This window comes from Pedococcus soli, from assembly GCF_054782575.1.
The window spans coordinates 494,359-509,922 of record NZ_BAAGSF010000003.1; the positions used below are offsets into that span (position 1 = coordinate 494,359).

The window sequence follows — 15,564 nt, forward strand, 5'->3', positions numbered from 1 at the left end:
CCCAGCCGCTCGCCGTCCACAGCCGCGCGCTCCAGCGCGCCCCGTCCACAGGGCGGGTGGCCGCGGCTCGTCCCACGGTCCGCCCCCCGGCTTTGCTGGGGCCATGCCAGAGACGACGGCCCAGCCGGGTGACGATCCACGCAGGATCCTGGGGAGGTATGGCGAGGAGCTCGCTGCGAGGTACCTCACCGAGCAGGGGTGGCGGGTGGTGGACCGCAACTGGCGGTGCGCGCACGGCGAGATCGACCTCGTCGCCCGTGACGGCGACTGCCTGGTCTTCTGCGAGGTCAAGACGCGCACGACCGAGCGCTTCGGGGGAGCGATCGAGGCGGTGGACCACCGCAAGGCCGCCCGGCTGCGACGGCTGGTGGCGGCCTGGCTCCAGTGCCACGACGAGCGCGCCGGCCGGGTGCGGATCGACGTCATCGGGATCCTGCGACCGCAGGCGGGGCGGGCCCAGCTGCGGCACCTGGTGGGGGTCGGGTCATGACCTTCGGGCGCACCCGGTCGGTGGCGCTCGAAGGGCTGGTCGGCACGGTGGTGGACGTCGAGGCGCACCGGTCCGGTGGGTTGCCGGCGTTCATGCTGGGTGGGCTCCCGGACGCCGCGTGCGCGCAGTCGCCCAACCGCGTCAAGGCAGCGACGGCGAGCATCGGCCGGTCCCTGGCCCAGGAGCGGTTCACCGTCAACCTGTCGCCCGCCTCGATCCCCAAGAACGGCAGCGGGTTCGACCTGCCGATCGCGGTGGCGGTGCTGGCGGCGCTGGGGCTGGTCCCGGCACCGCGGGTCCGCGAGGTCGTCCACCTCGGAGAGCTCGGGCTGGACGGCACCATCAGGGCGGTGCGGGGCGTCCTGCCCGCGGTGCTCGCGGCCGCCCGTGCCGGCTGCCGCGATGTCGTCGTGCCGGTCGCCAACGCTGCCGAGGCGCGGCTGGTCCCCGAGATCGCGGTGCACGCCGTCGACCACCTGCACGACCTGGTGACCGCCTACGGCGACGGCGGCGACCGCCTGGCGCTCGGGGTCCCCGACACGGCGCCCCGACCGGCGACGCCGCAGGCGCCGGGCCCGGACCTCGCCGACGTCGCCGGTCAGCCCGAGGCCCGCACGGCGCTCGAGCTGGCTGCTGCGGGCGGGCACCACCTGTTCCTGCTCGGGCCGCCCGGCTCGGGGAAGACGATGCTGGCCGAGCGGCTGGTCTCGATCCTGCCGAGGCTGACCCGGGAGCAGTCGATCGACGTCCTTGCGGTGAAGTCCCTGCTCGGCCTCGAGGCCGCCGAGGTCGGGGTCGAGTTCGTGCCACCGTTCATCGCGCCGCACCACAGCGCGACGCAGGCGGCGATCATCGGCGGCGGCAGCGGTGCCGTGCGCCCGGGCTCGATCTCCCAGGCCCACCACGGCGTCCTCTTCCTCGACGAGGCCCCCGAGTTCCGCACCGGCGCGCTCCAGGCGCTGCGGCAGCCGCTGGAGTCGGGGCAGGTCGTCGTGTCCCGGGCGCGGACTGCGGTGCGCTTCCCGGCCCGGTTCCAGCTCGTCATGGCGGCCAACCCCTGCCCGTGCGGTCTGGGGTTCGGGAAGGGGATCGGGTGCACGTGCACCCCGATGGCCAAGCGCGCCTACGTCGCCAAGCTGTCCGGACCCCTGCTGGACCGGGTCGACCTGCAGGTCCAGGTCCCGCCGGTCACCTTCTCCTCGCTCGGCAGCGCGCCGGGGGAGTCCAGCGCGGTGGTCGCCGAGCGGGTGGCCCGGGCCCGGGCGGTGCAGGCCGACCGGTGGCGCGAGACGTCGTGGCGGCTCAACAGCCAGGTGCCGGGAGCCTTCCTGCGCCGAGGTCCGCGCCGGCTGCCCCGGTCGATCACCACCGACCTCGACCGAGCCCTCGACCGCGGCCACCTCACCCTGCGCGGCTACGACCGCGTGCTGCGCCTGGGCTGGACGGTGGCCGACCTGGCCGGTCGACCGAGCCCGACCCGCGACGACCTCGGCACGGCCCTCACGCTGCGCAACCAGGGACCGGTGGCGGCATGAGTCCGCTCGCGCTCGCCGGGATCCCGTCCGGGGATCGAGCGGCCCGTCTCGCCTGGGCCCGCCTCGTCGAGCCGGGCGACCCGGCTGCCGCGAGGCTGATCTCGGCGGTGGGCGCCGAGGCCGCGCTGCACGGGGTGGATCCCTCGAGCACCCTGGGTCAGCAGATGGCGGTGCGGGTGCCGGACCTCGACGTCGAGCGCGACCTCGAGATCGCGGCCGCCCTGGGCGCCCGCATCGTCGTGCCCGACGACGACGAGTGGCCGACGGGGCTCAACCTCCTCGCCAACCCGCCGTTCTGCCTGTGGGTCCGCGGTCCGGTGCAGCTGGACGAGGTGTGCGAGCGCAGCGTGTCCGTGGTCGGCGCCAGGGCGGCGTCGGGGTACGGCCTGCACCAGGCCAAGGAGATCTCGGCCGGACTGGCCGAGCGCGGCTGGACGGTGGTCTCGGGTGCTGCGTACGGCATCGACGGCGCGGCCCACGAGGGGGCCCTGGCCGTCGACGGGGTGACCGTCGCGGTCGTCGCGGGCGGCGTGGACCGGCCGTACCCCGCCGGGCACGCCGGACTGCTGGCCCGGGTCGCCGACGCCGGAGCCGTCGTCAGCGAGGTGCCACCCGGTTCGGCTCCGACCCGCTGGCGGTTCCTCAGCCGCAACCGCGTGATCGCGACGATGAGCCGGGGCACCGTCGTGGTGGAGGCGGGGCTGCGTTCGGGTTCGCGCAACACGGCGAAGACCGCCCTGGAGCACCAGCGCGTGGTCTGTGCGGTACCCGGGCCGGTGACATCAGCGGTGTCGGCCGGGTGCCACGTGCTCATCCGCGACGGCGCCCTGCTCGTCACCGACACGGCCGAGGTGCTCGAGGCGGTGGGTCCGATCGGGGAGCTCGCGCCGGTGAAGCGCGGCCGGCAGGACCCGGGCGACGACCTCGACCCCTCCCACCGGGTGGTCCTGGCCGCACTGCGGGTGGGTAGTTCCACCACGCCGAGCAGGCTGGCCAGGCTCTGCGGGATGAGCGAGGGCGAGGTCGTCGGTGCGCTGGGGGTGCTCGGGCTCACCCGGCTCGTGAGCCACGACGAGGACGGGTACCGCCGCGTGCCTCGTCGCGCACGCGCGTAGTGGTGGAGCGTCCGGCGGGGTGGCGGCTTGTGCACGGCGTGGGGCTTTGCGACGGTGGCGACGTGGAAAAGGCACAGGGGGTGGACGACGTGGACGCCTGGGCGGAGGCCGTCGCCTCCTTCGAGCGCCACCTGCGCAGCGAGCGCGGGCGCTCGGAGCACACCGTGCGGGCCTATCTCGGCGATGTCCGCACTCTCGTCCGCTTCCTCGGGGAGGCCGGCATCGACGGCCCCGCGGACGTCACCTTGAAGGACCTGAGGGCGTGGTTGGCGGCGCAGGCGCAGGCGGGGGCGGCCAGGGCCACGATCGCGCGCCGGTCGGCGGCCGCTCGCACCTTCCTCGGGTGGGCGACCCGGACCGGCCGGATCGCGCTCGACCCCTCGTTGCGCCTTGCGGCACCCAAGCGCGGGGGCCACCTGCCCGAGGTCCTGCGCCAGGCCGATGCCACCGCGCTGCTCGACATCGCGGCCGTGGCCAGTGACGACCAGGACGCGCTGCACCTGCGCGACCGCGCCGCCCTCGAGCTGCTCTACGCCAGCGGGATCCGCGTGGGTGAGCTCACTGCCCTCGACGTCGACGACGTCGACCTGGACAGGGGAGTCGTCCGGGTCATGGGCAAGGGCGGCAAGGAACGCACCGTGCCGTTCGGGGCCCCCGCCCGCGACGCCGTGGTGGCCTGGCTGGAGCTCGGCCGACCCCAGGTGGTGACGCAGGACAGCGGCCCCGCCCTGCTGCTCGGCCGCCGAGGTCGCCGGGCCGACCCCCGTCAGATCCGTTCCGCGGTGCACACGTTGTTGGCCCACGTGCCGGATGCGCCTGACGTGGGCCCGCACGGGCTGCGGCACAGCGCAGCGACGCACCTGCTCGAGGGCGGCGCCGACCTGCGGCTCGTGCAGGAGCTGCTCGGGCACGCGTCCCTGGCCACGACGCAGATCTACACCCACGTGTCGGTCGACCGCCTCAAGCAGTCCTACCGCCAGGCCCATCCGCGCGCATGAGGACGACCGAGTCGAGGTTCACCCCTTCGGCCCGCTCGGGCGTGCCGTCCCACCCCGCGGAGCGTGCAGGGGCGACAATGGTGTCCCGTCGTGACCTGCCACCCCACCAGGTGGCGCCCCTGCCACCGATCCCCCAGGAGAGGTCCGGACCGAGCACGTGAGCACCCCAGGCCCGGCCGCCCAGCGGCCCAGCAGCCACCGTCGGCGCGCCAGCCGGAAGGTGCGGCTGCGGCGCACCCTCGCAGGAACGATCGCCCTGGTCCTGGTCGGCAGCATCGCCTACCGTCAGCTGACCAAGGACGACCCCGCTCCCGTCCAGGCGGTCAAGGCCTCGGCGTCCGCTCCGTCCACGACGCGCGCCACGGCGAAGCCGTCGACCACCACGACCAGCTCCGAGGACGGGTCCCCGTCGACGGAGACCACGGCACCCGACGCCAAGTCCGTCCCGCAGCATGGCACCGGCGCCATCACCGTCGTCCCCGTGCCGGCCGTCAAGCCGGCCACCTCCGGCCGCACCGTGCGCTACACCGTCGAGATCGAGGGTGGCCTCGGCGTGGACCCGACGACGGTCGCGGCGACGATCCAGTCGGTCCTGCTGGACAGCCGCGGTTGGCAGAAGGTCGACGGCATCAGGTTCGTCAACGTCACCCCTGCAGAGGCCAAGCAGGGCGCTCATGTCGACATCCGCGTGACGCTGGCCAGTCCCGGCCTCACCGACAAGCTCTGCGCGCCGATGCAGACGCTGTCGCAGGTGTCCTGCTGGAACGGCGAGCGGTCCGTCCTCAACCTGCGGCGCTGGGTCCTCGGCGACGACAGCTACGGCACCGATGTCGCCCGGTACCGCGAGTACCAGGTCAACCACGAGGTCGGCCACGGGCTCGGTCACCAGCACCGCAGCTGCCCCGCGAAGGGCGACCGGGCTCCGGTCATGGTCCAGCAGACGTTGAGCCTGCAGGGCTGCACGCCCTGGCCGTACCCCAGCGGCGCCTGACGCCGACGCCCCGGCCGACTCACCTCAGCGGCAGCAGCCTGACGCGGGAGGAGCCCAGCAAGGTCATCGGGTCGAGGTAGCGGGTCCCCCGCAGGGCACCCAGGTGCAGGCAGGTGGAGGGGAGGCAGTGCCCTCCTGCCGAGACCGTGCCGATCACCTGGCCCCGGCCGACCTCGTCACCGACGGCGACGGCCGGGTCCACGGGTTCGTAGGTGGAGCGCAGACCCGACCGGTGCAGCACCGTCACGGTTCCGCGTCCCGCGACCACCCCCACGTGCGCGACGACGCCGGCGTCGACGGCGCGCACGGCACTGCCCTGCGAGCTGGTCAGGTCGACTCCCCGGTGACCGGCTCCCCAGGTCGTCGCGGGCCGCACGAAGGGTCGTGCGACGCTCGGGCGGGGCGTCAGGGGCCACATCCACCGACCCCGGGGAGCCACCTGCGGGACGGGCCCGTCGCCGGTGGGCGCGGCGAGCGCGGCGTGGGTGTTGTGCACGGGTGGCGCGGGCGCGCTGCCCGTCGCCACCTGCGGTGGCTCCACGGACGTGCGGGCAGGAGCGACCACGGTCGACACGGTCGTGACGGCGAGGGCCGCGGCCGCGGCAGGCAGCAGGACGGAGGCGAGCGATCTCATGCCCTCGACCGTGCGCGCCGCAGGCGGGGCCGGCCAGCACCGTCCGGCCGGCTTGTGGACGCGGGACGGACGCACGGCCCGCCTGTGGACGGCTGCCCGGTTCCCGCAGGGCCGCGAGCGGCTGCCCGGTTCCCGCAGGACCGCGAGCGGCTGCCCGGTCCCGCAGGGCCGCGAGCGGCTGCCCGGTTCCCGCAGGACCGCGAGCGGCTGCCCGGTCCCGCAGCGCCGAGGGCGGCCGCTCAGTCCCGCAGGGCCGCGAGCCGCCGGACCGCTTCGGCCAGCACCTCGTCCCGCTTGCAGAAGGCGAACCGCACCAACGTCCGGGCGGCCGCCACGTCATCGTGGAACACCGAGACCGGGACACCCACGACGCCGGCCCGTGCGGGCAGCTCGCGGCAGAACGCCAGGGCGTCGGTGGCCCCCAGCGGTGCCGCATCGGCCACGACGAAGTACGTCCCGTCCGGCACGGACACCTCGAGCCCGGCTCCCCGCAACCCCGCCACGAGCAGGTCGCGCTTGGCCTCCAGCGAGCCGGACAACGCGGCATACACGTCGTCGCCGAGTGCGAGGGCGACGGCGGCGGCCGGCTGGAAGGGACCCGAGCCGACGAAGGTGAGGAACTGCTTGACCGTCCGCACCGCCGCCACTGCCTGCGCCGGACCGGACACCCAGCCGACCTTCCAGCCCGTGGCCGAGAACGTCTTGCCCGCCGAGGAGATCGTCAGCGTGCGCTCGCGCATGCCTGGCAACGTCGCCACCGGGACGTGCGCCGCGTCCCCGAACACGAGGTGCTCGTAGACCTCGTCAGTGACGACCCACGCGTCGAACTCCCTTGCCAGGGAACAGATCAGGTCGAGCTCGGCCCGGGTGAAGACCTTGCCGGTCGGGTTGTGCGGGGTGTTGAGCAGGACCAGCCGCGTCCGTGGCGAGAACGCGGCGCGCAGCGACGCCTCGTCGACGGCGAAGTCCGGGAACCGCAGCACGGAGGTACGGCGTACCGCTCCCGCGAGGGCGATCGACGCGGCGTACGAGTCGTAGTAGGGCTCGAAGGTGACCACCTCGTCGCCCACCTCGCACAGCGCCAGGATGGTGGCGGCGATCGCCTCGGTCGCACCGACGGTGACGAGCACCTCCGAGCGCGGGTCGACCTCGAGGCCGTAGAACCGGGACTGGTGCGCCGCCACGGCGTCGAGCAGCTCGGGGACGCCGGGGCCGGGCGGGTACTGGTTGCGCCCGCCGTCGATGGCGGCCTTGGCGGCGTCGAGCATCTCGCGCGGACCGTCGGTGTCGGGGAAGCCCTGCCCGAGGTTCACCGCGCCGTGCTCGGTGGCGAGCGCGGTCATCTCGGCGAAGATCGTGGTCCCGAAACCGTGCATGCGGGCGACGAGGGGAGAAGCCATGCGCCGACGGTATGCCGCCTGCGCCGGGTTCGCAGGCCGCCGCGCGTACCCTGCGGCCATGGCCATCGAACGGCAGCCGTCCACGATCGCCGGGCGCGGGTGGTTCACGACCGGGGGACTGGCCCGGGGCGAGGCGGTCGCGGTGGACGTCGCGGCCCTGAACCACTCGTGCGACCCGACGTTGGCGTGGGCGGCCGACGGCGAGCGCGTCGTGGCCTTCCGCGACGTCGAACCGGGGGAGGAGCTCACCCTGGACTACGCGACGGGCTCGATCGACCCCGAGATGGTCGTGCGCTGCCACTGCGAGACCTACCGCTGCCGCCAGCTCGTCACCGGTGACGACTGGCGCATCCCCCAGGTGCAGCGGCGCTACGCCGGCCACCTGGCCCCGGTGGTCCAGCGGGCGGTCGACGCCACGGCCTGAGCCGGTTCAGTCCTCGGTCGCCTCGACGGGTGCCTCCCCGGACGCCGGCTCCGACCGTGCGCCGTCGACGTGGGCGATGTGGTCGAGCTGGCGCCACACGGCGAGCAGCGTGACCCCGGCGCCCACGAACGCGACCCAGAACGGTGCTGCCGCCCCGAAGTGCCGGGCGATGAGGCCACCGAGCAGCTGCCCGACGAGCAGCCCCACGATCAGGCCCAGCCAGTACACGCTCCCCACGCGGCCCTGAAGCTCGTTGGGGGTGGCGCGCTGCCGGACCGCCGAGGAGAGCGACCCCCAGACGAACGCGTACGCACCGAAGACGACCATGACCACCATCGCGACCCAGGCCACGGTGGTCAGGGCCAGTGCGAGGTGGGTCAGCACCTCGAGGGCCAGGCAGATCTTCATGAGCCTGGCCAGCGGCACCCTCGCCTCGAGCCGGTCGTAGAGCAGGACGGACGTGACCCCACCGATCGCCGAGCACGTCGTGAGCAGGCCGAACCCGACCGCTCCCACACCGAGCCGTTCCTGGGCCCAGTAGACGAGGACGCCCCACGGAGCGCCCCAGGTGACGTTGAAGATGAAGATGATGAGCGTCAGGGTCCGGATGGGGGCGTTCCCCGCGATCCAGCGCAGGCCGTCGAGGATGTCGTGGCCGATGTGCTGCTCCGGGCGGACCGTGTCGTCCTCCCGCGGCAGCCGGACCTTGGTGAAGAGGGCTGCGGAGAACAGCAGGGCGCAGCCCTGGACCCCGAAGGGCACGGCGGAGCCCAGCGCGAAGAGGCTGGCCCCCACGGCCGGACCGATGAACTGGTTGGCCACGAGGAACCCCGACATCTGCCGGGCGTTCCCGATGCCCAAGTCCGCCTTGGGCACGATCATCGGGAGCACGGCCCGCCACCCGGTGTCGGCGAACAGCTCGGCCACGCCCACGACGAACAGCGTCACCAGGAGCAGGGTGATCGACACCGTGCCGGTCGCGATCGTCGCAGCCAGGACCGCGAGCACGACCACGCGCACGAGGTTGGCCGCCAGCACGAGCCGCCGCCGGTCGACGCGGTCGGCGACGGCGCCGGCATACAGGCCGAGCAGGAGGGTCGGGAGGTTCTGCACCATCGCCGCGGCGGCGATAAGGCTGGGGTCGCGGGTCAGCGAGGCGACGAGCAGGGGCCCGGCGGCCAGGGCGATGCCGTCCCCCAGCGGCCGACCCACGACGACGCGAGGTTCCAGCGGAACGGGACGCCCATCCGCGCAGGTGCGACCCACTCACCGAGGCGGGACAGGAGGGGAGCCACAAGTCGGGCACCCTACGCCGGGCGGGGCGCGTCGTCGCCCCCATTTCCCCCGTGTCACCGGGCGACGCGGGCCGGGACCGGGCCGGGACCGGGCCGGGACCGGGCCGGGGCGGTGGATTTCTCGATCACCCCGCCCAGCACGTACGATGGACGACGGTCACCGTGTGCTCGCACGCGGAGGCCTAATTCGCGCGTCTTCTCGCCGGGTGACGAGGTTTCCTCCGAACCCGGGGCGCACCACAGCAGTCCGGCCAGGGTGCCGGTGGGGTGCGGCCAGACGCCAGGCAGGACCACGCCCCCATGGCGGGTCCGACGAAACTGACAACGACACATAGGAGACACGGCATGGCCGTCGTTACCATGCGCCAGCTCCTCGAGAGCGGCGTCCACTTCGGGCACCAGACCCGTCGCTGGAACCCCAAGATGAAGCGCTTCATCATGACCGAGCGCAACGGCATCTACATCATCGACCTGCAGCAGTCGCTGACGTACATCAACAACGCGTACGAGTTCGTCCGCGAGACCGTCGCCCACGGCGGCTCCATCCTCTTCGTCGGCACGAAGAAGCAGGCCCAGGAGCCCATCGCCGAGCAGGCGACCCGCGTCGGCATGCCGTACGTCAACCACCGCTGGCTCGGTGGCATGCTCACCAACTTCAACACGATCTCCAAGCGCCTCACGCGCCTCAAGGAGCTCGAGGAGCTGGACTACGACAACGTCGCGGCCTCCGGCTTCACGAAGAAGGAGCTCCTGATCTTCAAGCGCGAGCGCGACAAGCTCGAGAAGACCCTGGGCGGCATCCGCAACATGGCCAAGGTCCCCTCGGCCGTGTGGATCGTCGACACCAAGAAGGAGCACCTCGCGGTCGACGAGGCGCGCAAGCTCGGCCTGCCGGTCATCGCGATCCTCGACACCAACTGCGACCCCGACGAGGTCGACTACAAGATCCCCGGCAACGACGACGCGATCCGCTCCGTCACGCTGCTGACCCGCGTCATCGCCGACGCCGTGGCCGACGGCCTCATGTCCCGCTCCGCCGGCAAGTCCGGCGAGCAGGCCGAGGGTGTCGTCGCGACCGACGAGCCGCTGGCCGAGTGGGAGCGCGAGCTCCTCGGTGGCGACGCCGCCAAGACCGCTGACGCGGTGGCCCCCGAGGCCGGCGAGACCGCTGCCGCGGACGCTCCCGAGGCTGCAGCTGCCGAGACGACCGAGGCGCCCGTCGCCGAGGCCACCGAGGCGCCTGCCGCCGAGGCGACCGACGCTGCTGCCGAGGCTCCGGCCGAGGCCGACGCCGACGCCAAGGCCTGAGCACTCGTCCCACCGACCGCACTGCTGACAGAGAAGAGCTGAGAAACACACATGGCGAACTACACCGCCGCTGACATCAAGGCGCTGCGTGAGTCCACCGGCGCCGGCATGCTCGACGTCAAGAAGGCCCTCGACGAGGCTGACGGCGACCGCGCCAAGGCCACCGAGATCCTTCGGGTGAAGGGCCAGAAGGGCGTCACCAAGCGCGAGGGGCGCACCGCGTCCAACGGGCTGGTCACGGCCCGCTCCGGCGCCGGCACGGGCACCCTCGTGGAGGTCCTCTGCGAGACGGACTTCGTCGCCAAGGGTGAGAAGTTCATCGCCCTCGCCGACCAGGTCCTCACGCAGGCCGTGGCGTCTGGCGTCTCCGACGCGGACGCGCTGCTCGCGAGCAGCCTCGAGGACGGTCGTACCGTCAAGCAGCTGCTCGACGACGCGAACGCGACCATCGGCGAGAAGATCGAGGTCAAGCGCGTGGCTCGCGTCGAGGCCCCGGTCGTCGTGTCGTACCTGCACAAGACCAGCCCCGACCTGCCCGCGCAGATCGGTGTCCTCGTCGGCGCCGACGGTGGCGACGAGCAGGTCGTCCGCGATGTCGCGATGCACGTCGCGGCGTTCAGCCCCACGGTGCTCAGCCGCGACGAGGTCGACCCGACCACCGTCGAGAACGAGCGTCGCGTGGCCGAGGCCACGGCGAAGGAGGAGGGCAAGCCCGAGGCCGCCCTCCCGAAGATCGTCGAGGGTCGCGTCAACGGCTTCTTCAAGGAGAACGTCCTGCTCGAGCAGCCGTTCGCCAAGGACGCCAAGAAGACCGTCGCCAAGGTGCTCGAGGAGGCCGGCGCGACCGCGACGTCGTTCGCCCGCTTCCGCGTCGGCAGCTGACACCCGCTCCACCCGGGCCCCTCAGGCCCACCGCAGTTCACGAGGCCCGTCCCCTTCGGGGGGCGGGCCTCGCGCGTGGGCGGCCTAGGGCGCGTGCCCGGGCGGATGGCGCGTGCGCGCGGCAGGTCCGCGGCATACTGAGGTATGGGGAGAGCACGCAGGACCACCGCGAAGGCGCCACGCACCCGTGAACCGCGGGACTTCACGCACTTGCCGGAGCGTGTCCCGCGGGAGGAGATGACGACGACCCAGGACGTCGACCCCGGTCCGGACCCGCGGGGCGGGCGCGACACCGAGACCGAGTTCATGCTCAGGAACGCCGGGTTCTGACCAACCAGGGTTGCAGGAGCCGGGTGACCTGCGGCAGCACGAGGTAGGTCATGACCGGGGTGAGCAGCAGGGTCATGAACAGGACCCGCAGCGCCAGCGGCCACGCGTGCGTCAACGGCACCAGCAGCCACGTGAACAGCAGGTTGGTCGGGAAGAACGCCGTCCAGATCGTCACGGCCTGCTTCCAGCGAGGGGGTGCAGGGGGCACGGGGTCGCCCGCGTCGTCCGCGGGGCGGTGCTGGGGTTCGTCGAACCAGCCCTCGATGCCGGTGCGGTGCTCCACGCGGGTGTGCTGCACGAGGTCCTGGGCCGAGCGCAACCACATGGTGCGCTCGCGTGACTCCTCCCAGAGCAGCAGGCTCGCGCGGGAGTCGAAGCGGTAGAGCATGTGCCACTCACGCGACCCGGGGCCGGGCCGCAGCCAGCCGGTGCCGAGGATCCCGGGAAGTTCTGCGCGAGCGAGGTCCCGGCCTCGACCCACGCCTGCATGAGCTGCTCGTCCTCCGGACGGACCCGCCGGGTGATGGCGACGGTGACCGGCGGGTCGTCGCGGAGGGTGTCGGGCATCGAGGTGCTCAGAAGATGCGGACGCGCTGGTCCGGCGCGAGCCACATGCCGTCGCCCTCGCGGACGTCGAACGCCTCGTGGAACTCGTCGCAGTTGCGCACGGCGTTGGCCCGGATCTCCATGGGGGAGTGCGGGTCGATGGCGAGCAGTCGCTTGGCCTCCTCGGTCCGCGCCTTGCCCGACCACACCTGCGCCCAGCCGACGAAGAACCGCTGCGGCCCGGTGAGGCCGTCGAGCTCGGCGACCTGCTCGCCCTCGGTGGCGATGCGGTAGGCGGAGTAGCCGATCGCGAGGCCGCCGAGGTCGCCGATGTTCTCGCCGACGGTGAGTGCGCCGTTGACCTTGTCGTCCGGTGCCGCGAGGGGGGACAGCTCGCTGAACTGGGCGATGAGGGCCTGGGTCCGCTCGTCGAAGCGGGCGCGGTCCTCCTCGGTCCACCAGTCGCGCAGCGCGCCCCGGGCGTCGTACCGCGAGCCCTGGTCGTCGAAGCCGTGGCCGATCTCGTGACCGATGACCGCACCGATGCCGCCGTAGTTGACGGCGTCGTCGGCGTCCAGGTCGAAGAACGGCGGCTGGAGGATGCCGGCCGGGAACACGATCTCGTTGAGCATCGGGTGGTAGTAGGCGTTGACCGTCTGCGGGAGCATCATCCACTCGTCGCGGTCGATCGGGCCGCCCAGCTTGGCCAGCTCCCGCTCGAACTCGAACTCGTTGGCCCGCCGGACGTTCGCCACGAGGTCGTCGTCGATCTCGAGGGCCGAGTAGTCGCGCCACACGTCGGGGTAGCCGACCTTGGGGGTGAACGACTCCAGCTTCTCGAGCGCCTGGGTCCGCGTCTCCGGTCCCATCCAGTCGAGCCCGTCGAAGGAGCGCCGGAACGCCTCGACGAGGTTGCCGACGAGGGTGAGCATCCGGTCCTTGGCCTCCGGCGGGAAGTGCTCCGCGGCATACAGCTGGCCCACGGCCTCGCCGATGGCTCCCTCGACGAGGGAGACGCCACGCTTCCAGCGCTCGCGGTTCTCGGGCAGCCCGCTGATGACGCGTCCGGAGAAGTCGAACTCGGCGTCGACGAACTCGCGGCTGAGCAGCGGGGCGGCCGAGCTGACGAGGTGGAAGGACAGCCACGCCTTCCAGTCGTCGATCCCGATCTCGTCCAGCGCCACCGACAGGCCGTCGAGGAAGCTGGGCTGGCCCACCACGACGTTCTCGAACGCGCCCTGGGCGTCGAGCCCGCGGATGTAGTCCGACCACATCACCTCGGGCCCGAGGTCCTCGAGGTCGTAGCGGCCGTACGGGTTGTAGCTCTTCACCGCGTCGCGGGTGGCGACGTTGTCCCAGTGGTGGCTGGCGAGGGTCGTCTCGAGGGCCACCACGCGCGCGGCGGGTGAGTCGGGGTCGGTGGCGCCCCCGCCGATGCCCACCAGGTCGAGCATGCGGGCGACGTGCGGGAGGTATGCCGCGAGGACGGCTGCGTGCCGCTCCTCGCGGTAGTAGGACTCGTCGGGGAGGCCGAGGCCGCCCTGGGAGAGGTACAGGGTGTACTCGTCGGGGTTCTTGGCGTCGGGGGCGACGTAGAAGCCGAGCACGCCGGGGACGCCCTGGCGCTGCAGGCGGCCCATCGTGCGGAAGAGCTCGTCGGTGCCGGTCACCTTGGCGATGTCGGCGAGGTCGGCGTCGATGGGCGTGTGCCCCAGCGACTCGACCTTCTCCTCGTCCATGAAGGAGCGGTAGAGGTCGCCGACCTTGCGGGTGGGCGAACCGGCTTCGGCGCTGGTGTCGGCCGCCGCGCGGTCGATCAGGCGGCGGACCCGCTCGTCGGACTGCTCGCGCAGCATGTCGAAGGTGCCGTAGCGGCCGCGGTCGCCGGGGATCTCGGTCTCCCGCACCCACGTGCCGTTGGCGTAGCCGAACAGGTCGTCCTGGGGCCGGACCGCGTCGTCGCGGTGCCCGGGGAGGATGCCTGACCTCATGTGCGTCTCCTTCGCTGCCTGCTGTGCCGTGGGTGGGCGTGCCCACGCTCGGGGCCCACCTCGGCCAACCCTGCCACGCGCGGGGTCCACGAGCCCAACCCGGGGACGACCGCCGAGGCGGAGGATCACGGGAGGTGTGGAAGTATGCGGTGACCGCCAGTACAGCTTCAGGAGGATCTGTCGTGACTTCTGCCCCCGAGCAGACCCCAACCGGATCGTCCATCGACGGGTCTCCCGGGTTGCGCCGCCGGGTGCTGCTCAAGCTCTCGGGCGAGGTGTTCGGTGGCGGCAAGGTCGGCCTGGCCCCCGACGTCGTCCGCGGGATCGCCCGCCAGATCGCCGAGTCCGTGCGTGGGGGGATCGAGGTCGCCGTGGTCATCGGCGGCGGCAACTTCTTCCGCGGCGCCGAGCTGCAGCAGCAGGGCATGGACCGCACCCGGGCCGACTACATGGGCATGCTCGGCACGGTGATGAACTGCCTCGCGCTGCAGGACTTCCTCGAGAAGGAGGGCATCGAGACGCGCGTGCAGACCGCGATCACGATGGGTCAGGTCGCGGAGCCGTACATCCCGCGCCGCGCGATCCGGCACCTCGAGAAGGGCCGCGTGGTCATCTTCGGCGCCGGCGCCGGCATGCCGTTCTTCTCCACCGACACCGTCTCGGCCCAGCGTGCGCTCGAGATCAAGTGCGACGCCGTGCTCATGAGCAAGAACGGGGTCGACGGGGTCTACGACTCCGACCCCCGCACCAACCCCTCCGCCACCAAGTACGACGAGATCACCTACACCGAGGCCATGCAGCGCGGGCTGCGGGTCGTGGACACGGCAGCGTTCAGCCTCTGCATGGACAACAAGCTGCCCATGGTCGTCTTCGGCATGGAGGGCGAGGGCAACGTCGTCAAGGCGCTGCGCGGTGAGAGGATCGGGACGCTGGTCATCCCTGGGTGAGTCGGCCCACAACCGCGACCTGCCCGACCCACGACTGACCACACACCACCGGCGGCCCCCACCGGGACCGCCCGAGAAGGAGCCGGAACATGATTGAAGAGACTCTCCTCGAGGCCGAGGAGAAGATGGACAAGGCCGTCGAGGTCGCCAAGGACGACTTCGCCGGCATCCGCACCGGCCGCGCGACCCCGGGCATGTTCAACAAGCTCATGGTCAGCTACTACGGGGCCCCGACCCCCCTGCAGCAGCTCGCCTCCTTCCAGACGCCCGAGGCGCGCACCATCCTCATCTCCCCGTTCGACAAGTCGGCGATGAGCGAGATCGAGAAGACCCTGCGCGACTCCGACCTCGGCGTGAACCCCAGCAACGACGGCAACGTCATCCGCTGCGTGCTCCCGATGCTCACCGAGGAGCGCCGCAAGGACTACATCAAGCTCGCCCGCACCAAGGGCGAGGACGCCAAGGTGTCGATCCGCAACATCCGCCGCAAGGCCAAGGACGAGATCGACAAGCTCGTCAAGGACGGCGACATCGGCGAGGACGACGGCGCCCGCGGCGAGAAGGAGCTCGACGCCACGACGAAGAAGTACGTCGACAGCGTGGACGAGCTGCTCAAGGGCAAGGAGGCCGAGCTCCTCGAGGTGTGAGGCGCCCGCCGACCACCACCCGAGGACGTTC

General features: G+C 72.4%; 15 protein-coding genes. 10 read left to right on the plus strand and 5 right to left on the minus strand.

Annotated elements, in window-relative coordinates; genetic code table 11:
- The first annotated feature begins 103 nt into the window (after positions 1 to 103).
- The 5 genes from ACYVKF_RS05375 (at position 104) to ACYVKF_RS05395 (ending at position 5,129) form a co-directional block, all read left to right on the plus strand.
- Positions 104 to 490: a YraN family protein gene (locus tag ACYVKF_RS05375; protein ID WP_056915141.1), complete on the plus strand. Its 387-nt coding sequence runs from the start codon at positions 104 to 106 to the stop codon at positions 488 to 490.
- Positions 487 to 2,025, plus strand: a complete 1,539-nt coding sequence (locus ACYVKF_RS05380; protein WP_460965354.1) for a YifB family Mg chelatase-like AAA ATPase — start codon at positions 487 to 489, stop codon at positions 2,023 to 2,025. Before ACYVKF_RS05375 ends, ACYVKF_RS05380 begins: the two co-directional genes overlap by 4 nt.
- Complete coding sequence (gene dprA, locus ACYVKF_RS05385; RefSeq protein WP_460965356.1) at positions 2,022 to 3,140, plus strand: DNA-processing protein DprA; 1,119 nt, start codon at positions 2,022 to 2,024, stop codon at positions 3,138 to 3,140. The genes ACYVKF_RS05380 and dprA overlap by 4 nt, the downstream gene beginning before the upstream one ends.
- A gap of 62 nt (positions 3,141 to 3,202) precedes the next feature.
- Entirely contained in the window at positions 3,203 to 4,138 is a 936-nt protein-coding gene (locus tag ACYVKF_RS05390; protein WP_235529051.1) for a tyrosine recombinase XerC, read from the plus strand.
- Positions 4,139 to 4,295: 157 nt separating this feature from the next.
- Positions 4,296 to 5,129 (plus strand): DUF3152 domain-containing protein, encoded by an 834-nt coding sequence (locus ACYVKF_RS05395; RefSeq protein ID WP_056915127.1) that lies wholly within the window; start codon positions 4,296 to 4,298, stop codon positions 5,127 to 5,129.
- A 19-nt stretch (positions 5,130 to 5,148) separates the two neighbouring features.
- Here ACYVKF_RS05395 and ACYVKF_RS05400 read toward each other — a convergent pair whose 3' ends face one another.
- Both ACYVKF_RS05400 and ACYVKF_RS05405 read right to left on the minus strand, forming a co-directional pair.
- Complete coding sequence (locus tag ACYVKF_RS05400; RefSeq protein ID WP_460965358.1) at positions 5,149 to 5,763, minus strand: M23 family metallopeptidase; 615 nt, start codon at positions 5,761 to 5,763, stop codon at positions 5,149 to 5,151.
- A gap of 239 nt (positions 5,764 to 6,002) precedes the next feature.
- Positions 6,003 to 7,163 (minus strand): pyridoxal phosphate-dependent aminotransferase, encoded by a 1,161-nt coding sequence (locus ACYVKF_RS05405; RefSeq protein ID WP_460965360.1) that lies wholly within the window; start codon positions 7,161 to 7,163, stop codon positions 6,003 to 6,005.
- 58 nt (positions 7,164 to 7,221) lie between these two features.
- On the opposite strand from ACYVKF_RS05405, the gene ACYVKF_RS05410 reads away from it, so the two are divergent.
- Positions 7,222 to 7,587, plus strand: a complete 366-nt coding sequence (locus tag ACYVKF_RS05410; protein WP_460965362.1) for an SET domain-containing protein-lysine N-methyltransferase — start codon at positions 7,222 to 7,224, stop codon at positions 7,585 to 7,587.
- Between the two features lie 6 nt (positions 7,588 to 7,593).
- Here ACYVKF_RS05410 and ACYVKF_RS05415 read toward each other — a convergent pair whose 3' ends face one another.
- Complete coding sequence (locus tag ACYVKF_RS05415; RefSeq protein WP_460965364.1) at positions 7,594 to 8,799, minus strand: MFS transporter; 1,206 nt, start codon at positions 8,797 to 8,799, stop codon at positions 7,594 to 7,596.
- Positions 8,800 to 9,227: 428 nt separating this feature from the next.
- Here ACYVKF_RS05415 and rpsB point away from each other — a divergent pair, with 428 nt between their 5' ends.
- Entirely contained in the window at positions 9,228 to 10,190 is a 963-nt protein-coding gene (gene rpsB, locus ACYVKF_RS05420; RefSeq protein WP_056915124.1) for a 30S ribosomal protein S2, read from the plus strand.
- Positions 10,191 to 10,241: 51 nt separating this feature from the next.
- Positions 10,242 to 11,072, plus strand: a complete 831-nt coding sequence (tsf, locus tag ACYVKF_RS05425; RefSeq protein WP_056918195.1) for a translation elongation factor Ts — start codon at positions 10,242 to 10,244, stop codon at positions 11,070 to 11,072.
- Between the two features lie 310 nt (positions 11,073 to 11,382).
- On the opposite strand, the gene ACYVKF_RS05430 is transcribed toward tsf, so the two are convergent.
- Together ACYVKF_RS05430 and ACYVKF_RS05435 are read right to left on the minus strand one after the other, a co-directional pair.
- A complete protein-coding gene (locus tag ACYVKF_RS05430; protein WP_460965366.1) occupies positions 11,383 to 11,883 on the minus strand; it encodes an antibiotic biosynthesis monooxygenase in 501 nt (166 codons plus the stop codon).
- A gap of 94 nt (positions 11,884 to 11,977) precedes the next feature.
- Complete coding sequence (locus ACYVKF_RS05435) at positions 11,978 to 13,939, minus strand: M13 family metallopeptidase (protein ID WP_460965368.1); 1,962 nt, start codon at positions 13,937 to 13,939, stop codon at positions 11,978 to 11,980.
- Positions 13,940 to 14,160: 221 nt separating this feature from the next.
- On the opposite strand from ACYVKF_RS05435, the gene pyrH reads away from it, so the two are divergent.
- Both pyrH and frr read left to right on the plus strand, forming a co-directional pair.
- Positions 14,161 to 14,886 carry a UMP kinase gene (gene pyrH, locus ACYVKF_RS05440; RefSeq protein ID WP_056917191.1) on the plus strand — a complete coding sequence of 242 codons (726 nt, stop codon included), beginning with the start codon at positions 14,161 to 14,163 and terminating at the stop codon, positions 14,884 to 14,886.
- Between the two features lie 89 nt (positions 14,887 to 14,975).
- Positions 14,976 to 15,533, plus strand: a complete 558-nt coding sequence (frr, locus tag ACYVKF_RS05445; RefSeq protein ID WP_056915120.1) for a ribosome recycling factor — start codon at positions 14,976 to 14,978, stop codon at positions 15,531 to 15,533.
- Positions 15,534 to 15,564: the final 31 nt, after the last annotated feature.

Coding starts and splice junctions, on each gene's coding strand:
- ACYVKF_RS05375 (WP_056915141.1), top strand. CDS start 104: ATGCCAGAGACGACGGCCCAGCCGGGTGACGATCCACGCAGGATCCTG.
- ACYVKF_RS05380 (WP_460965354.1), top strand. CDS start 487: ATGACCTTCGGGCGCACCCGGTCGGTGGCGCTCGAAGGGCTGGTCGGC.
- dprA (WP_460965356.1), top strand. CDS start 2,022: ATGAGTCCGCTCGCGCTCGCCGGGATCCCGTCCGGGGATCGAGCGGCC.
- ACYVKF_RS05400 (WP_460965358.1), bottom strand. CDS start 5,763: ATGAGATCGCTCGCCTCCGTCCTGCTGCCTGCCGCGGCCGCGGCCCTC.
- ACYVKF_RS05405 (WP_460965360.1), bottom strand. CDS start 7,163: ATGGCTTCTCCCCTCGTCGCCCGCATGCACGGTTTCGGGACCACGATC.
- ACYVKF_RS05410 (WP_460965362.1), top strand. CDS start 7,222: ATGGCCATCGAACGGCAGCCGTCCACGATCGCCGGGCGCGGGTGGTTC.
- rpsB (WP_056915124.1), top strand. CDS start 9,228: ATGGCCGTCGTTACCATGCGCCAGCTCCTCGAGAGCGGCGTCCACTTC.
- tsf (WP_056918195.1), top strand. CDS start 10,242: ATGGCGAACTACACCGCCGCTGACATCAAGGCGCTGCGTGAGTCCACC.
- ACYVKF_RS05435 (WP_460965368.1), bottom strand. CDS start 13,939: ATGAGGTCAGGCATCCTCCCCGGGCACCGCGACGACGCGGTCCGGCCC.
- frr (WP_056915120.1), top strand. CDS start 14,976: ATGATTGAAGAGACTCTCCTCGAGGCCGAGGAGAAGATGGACAAGGCC.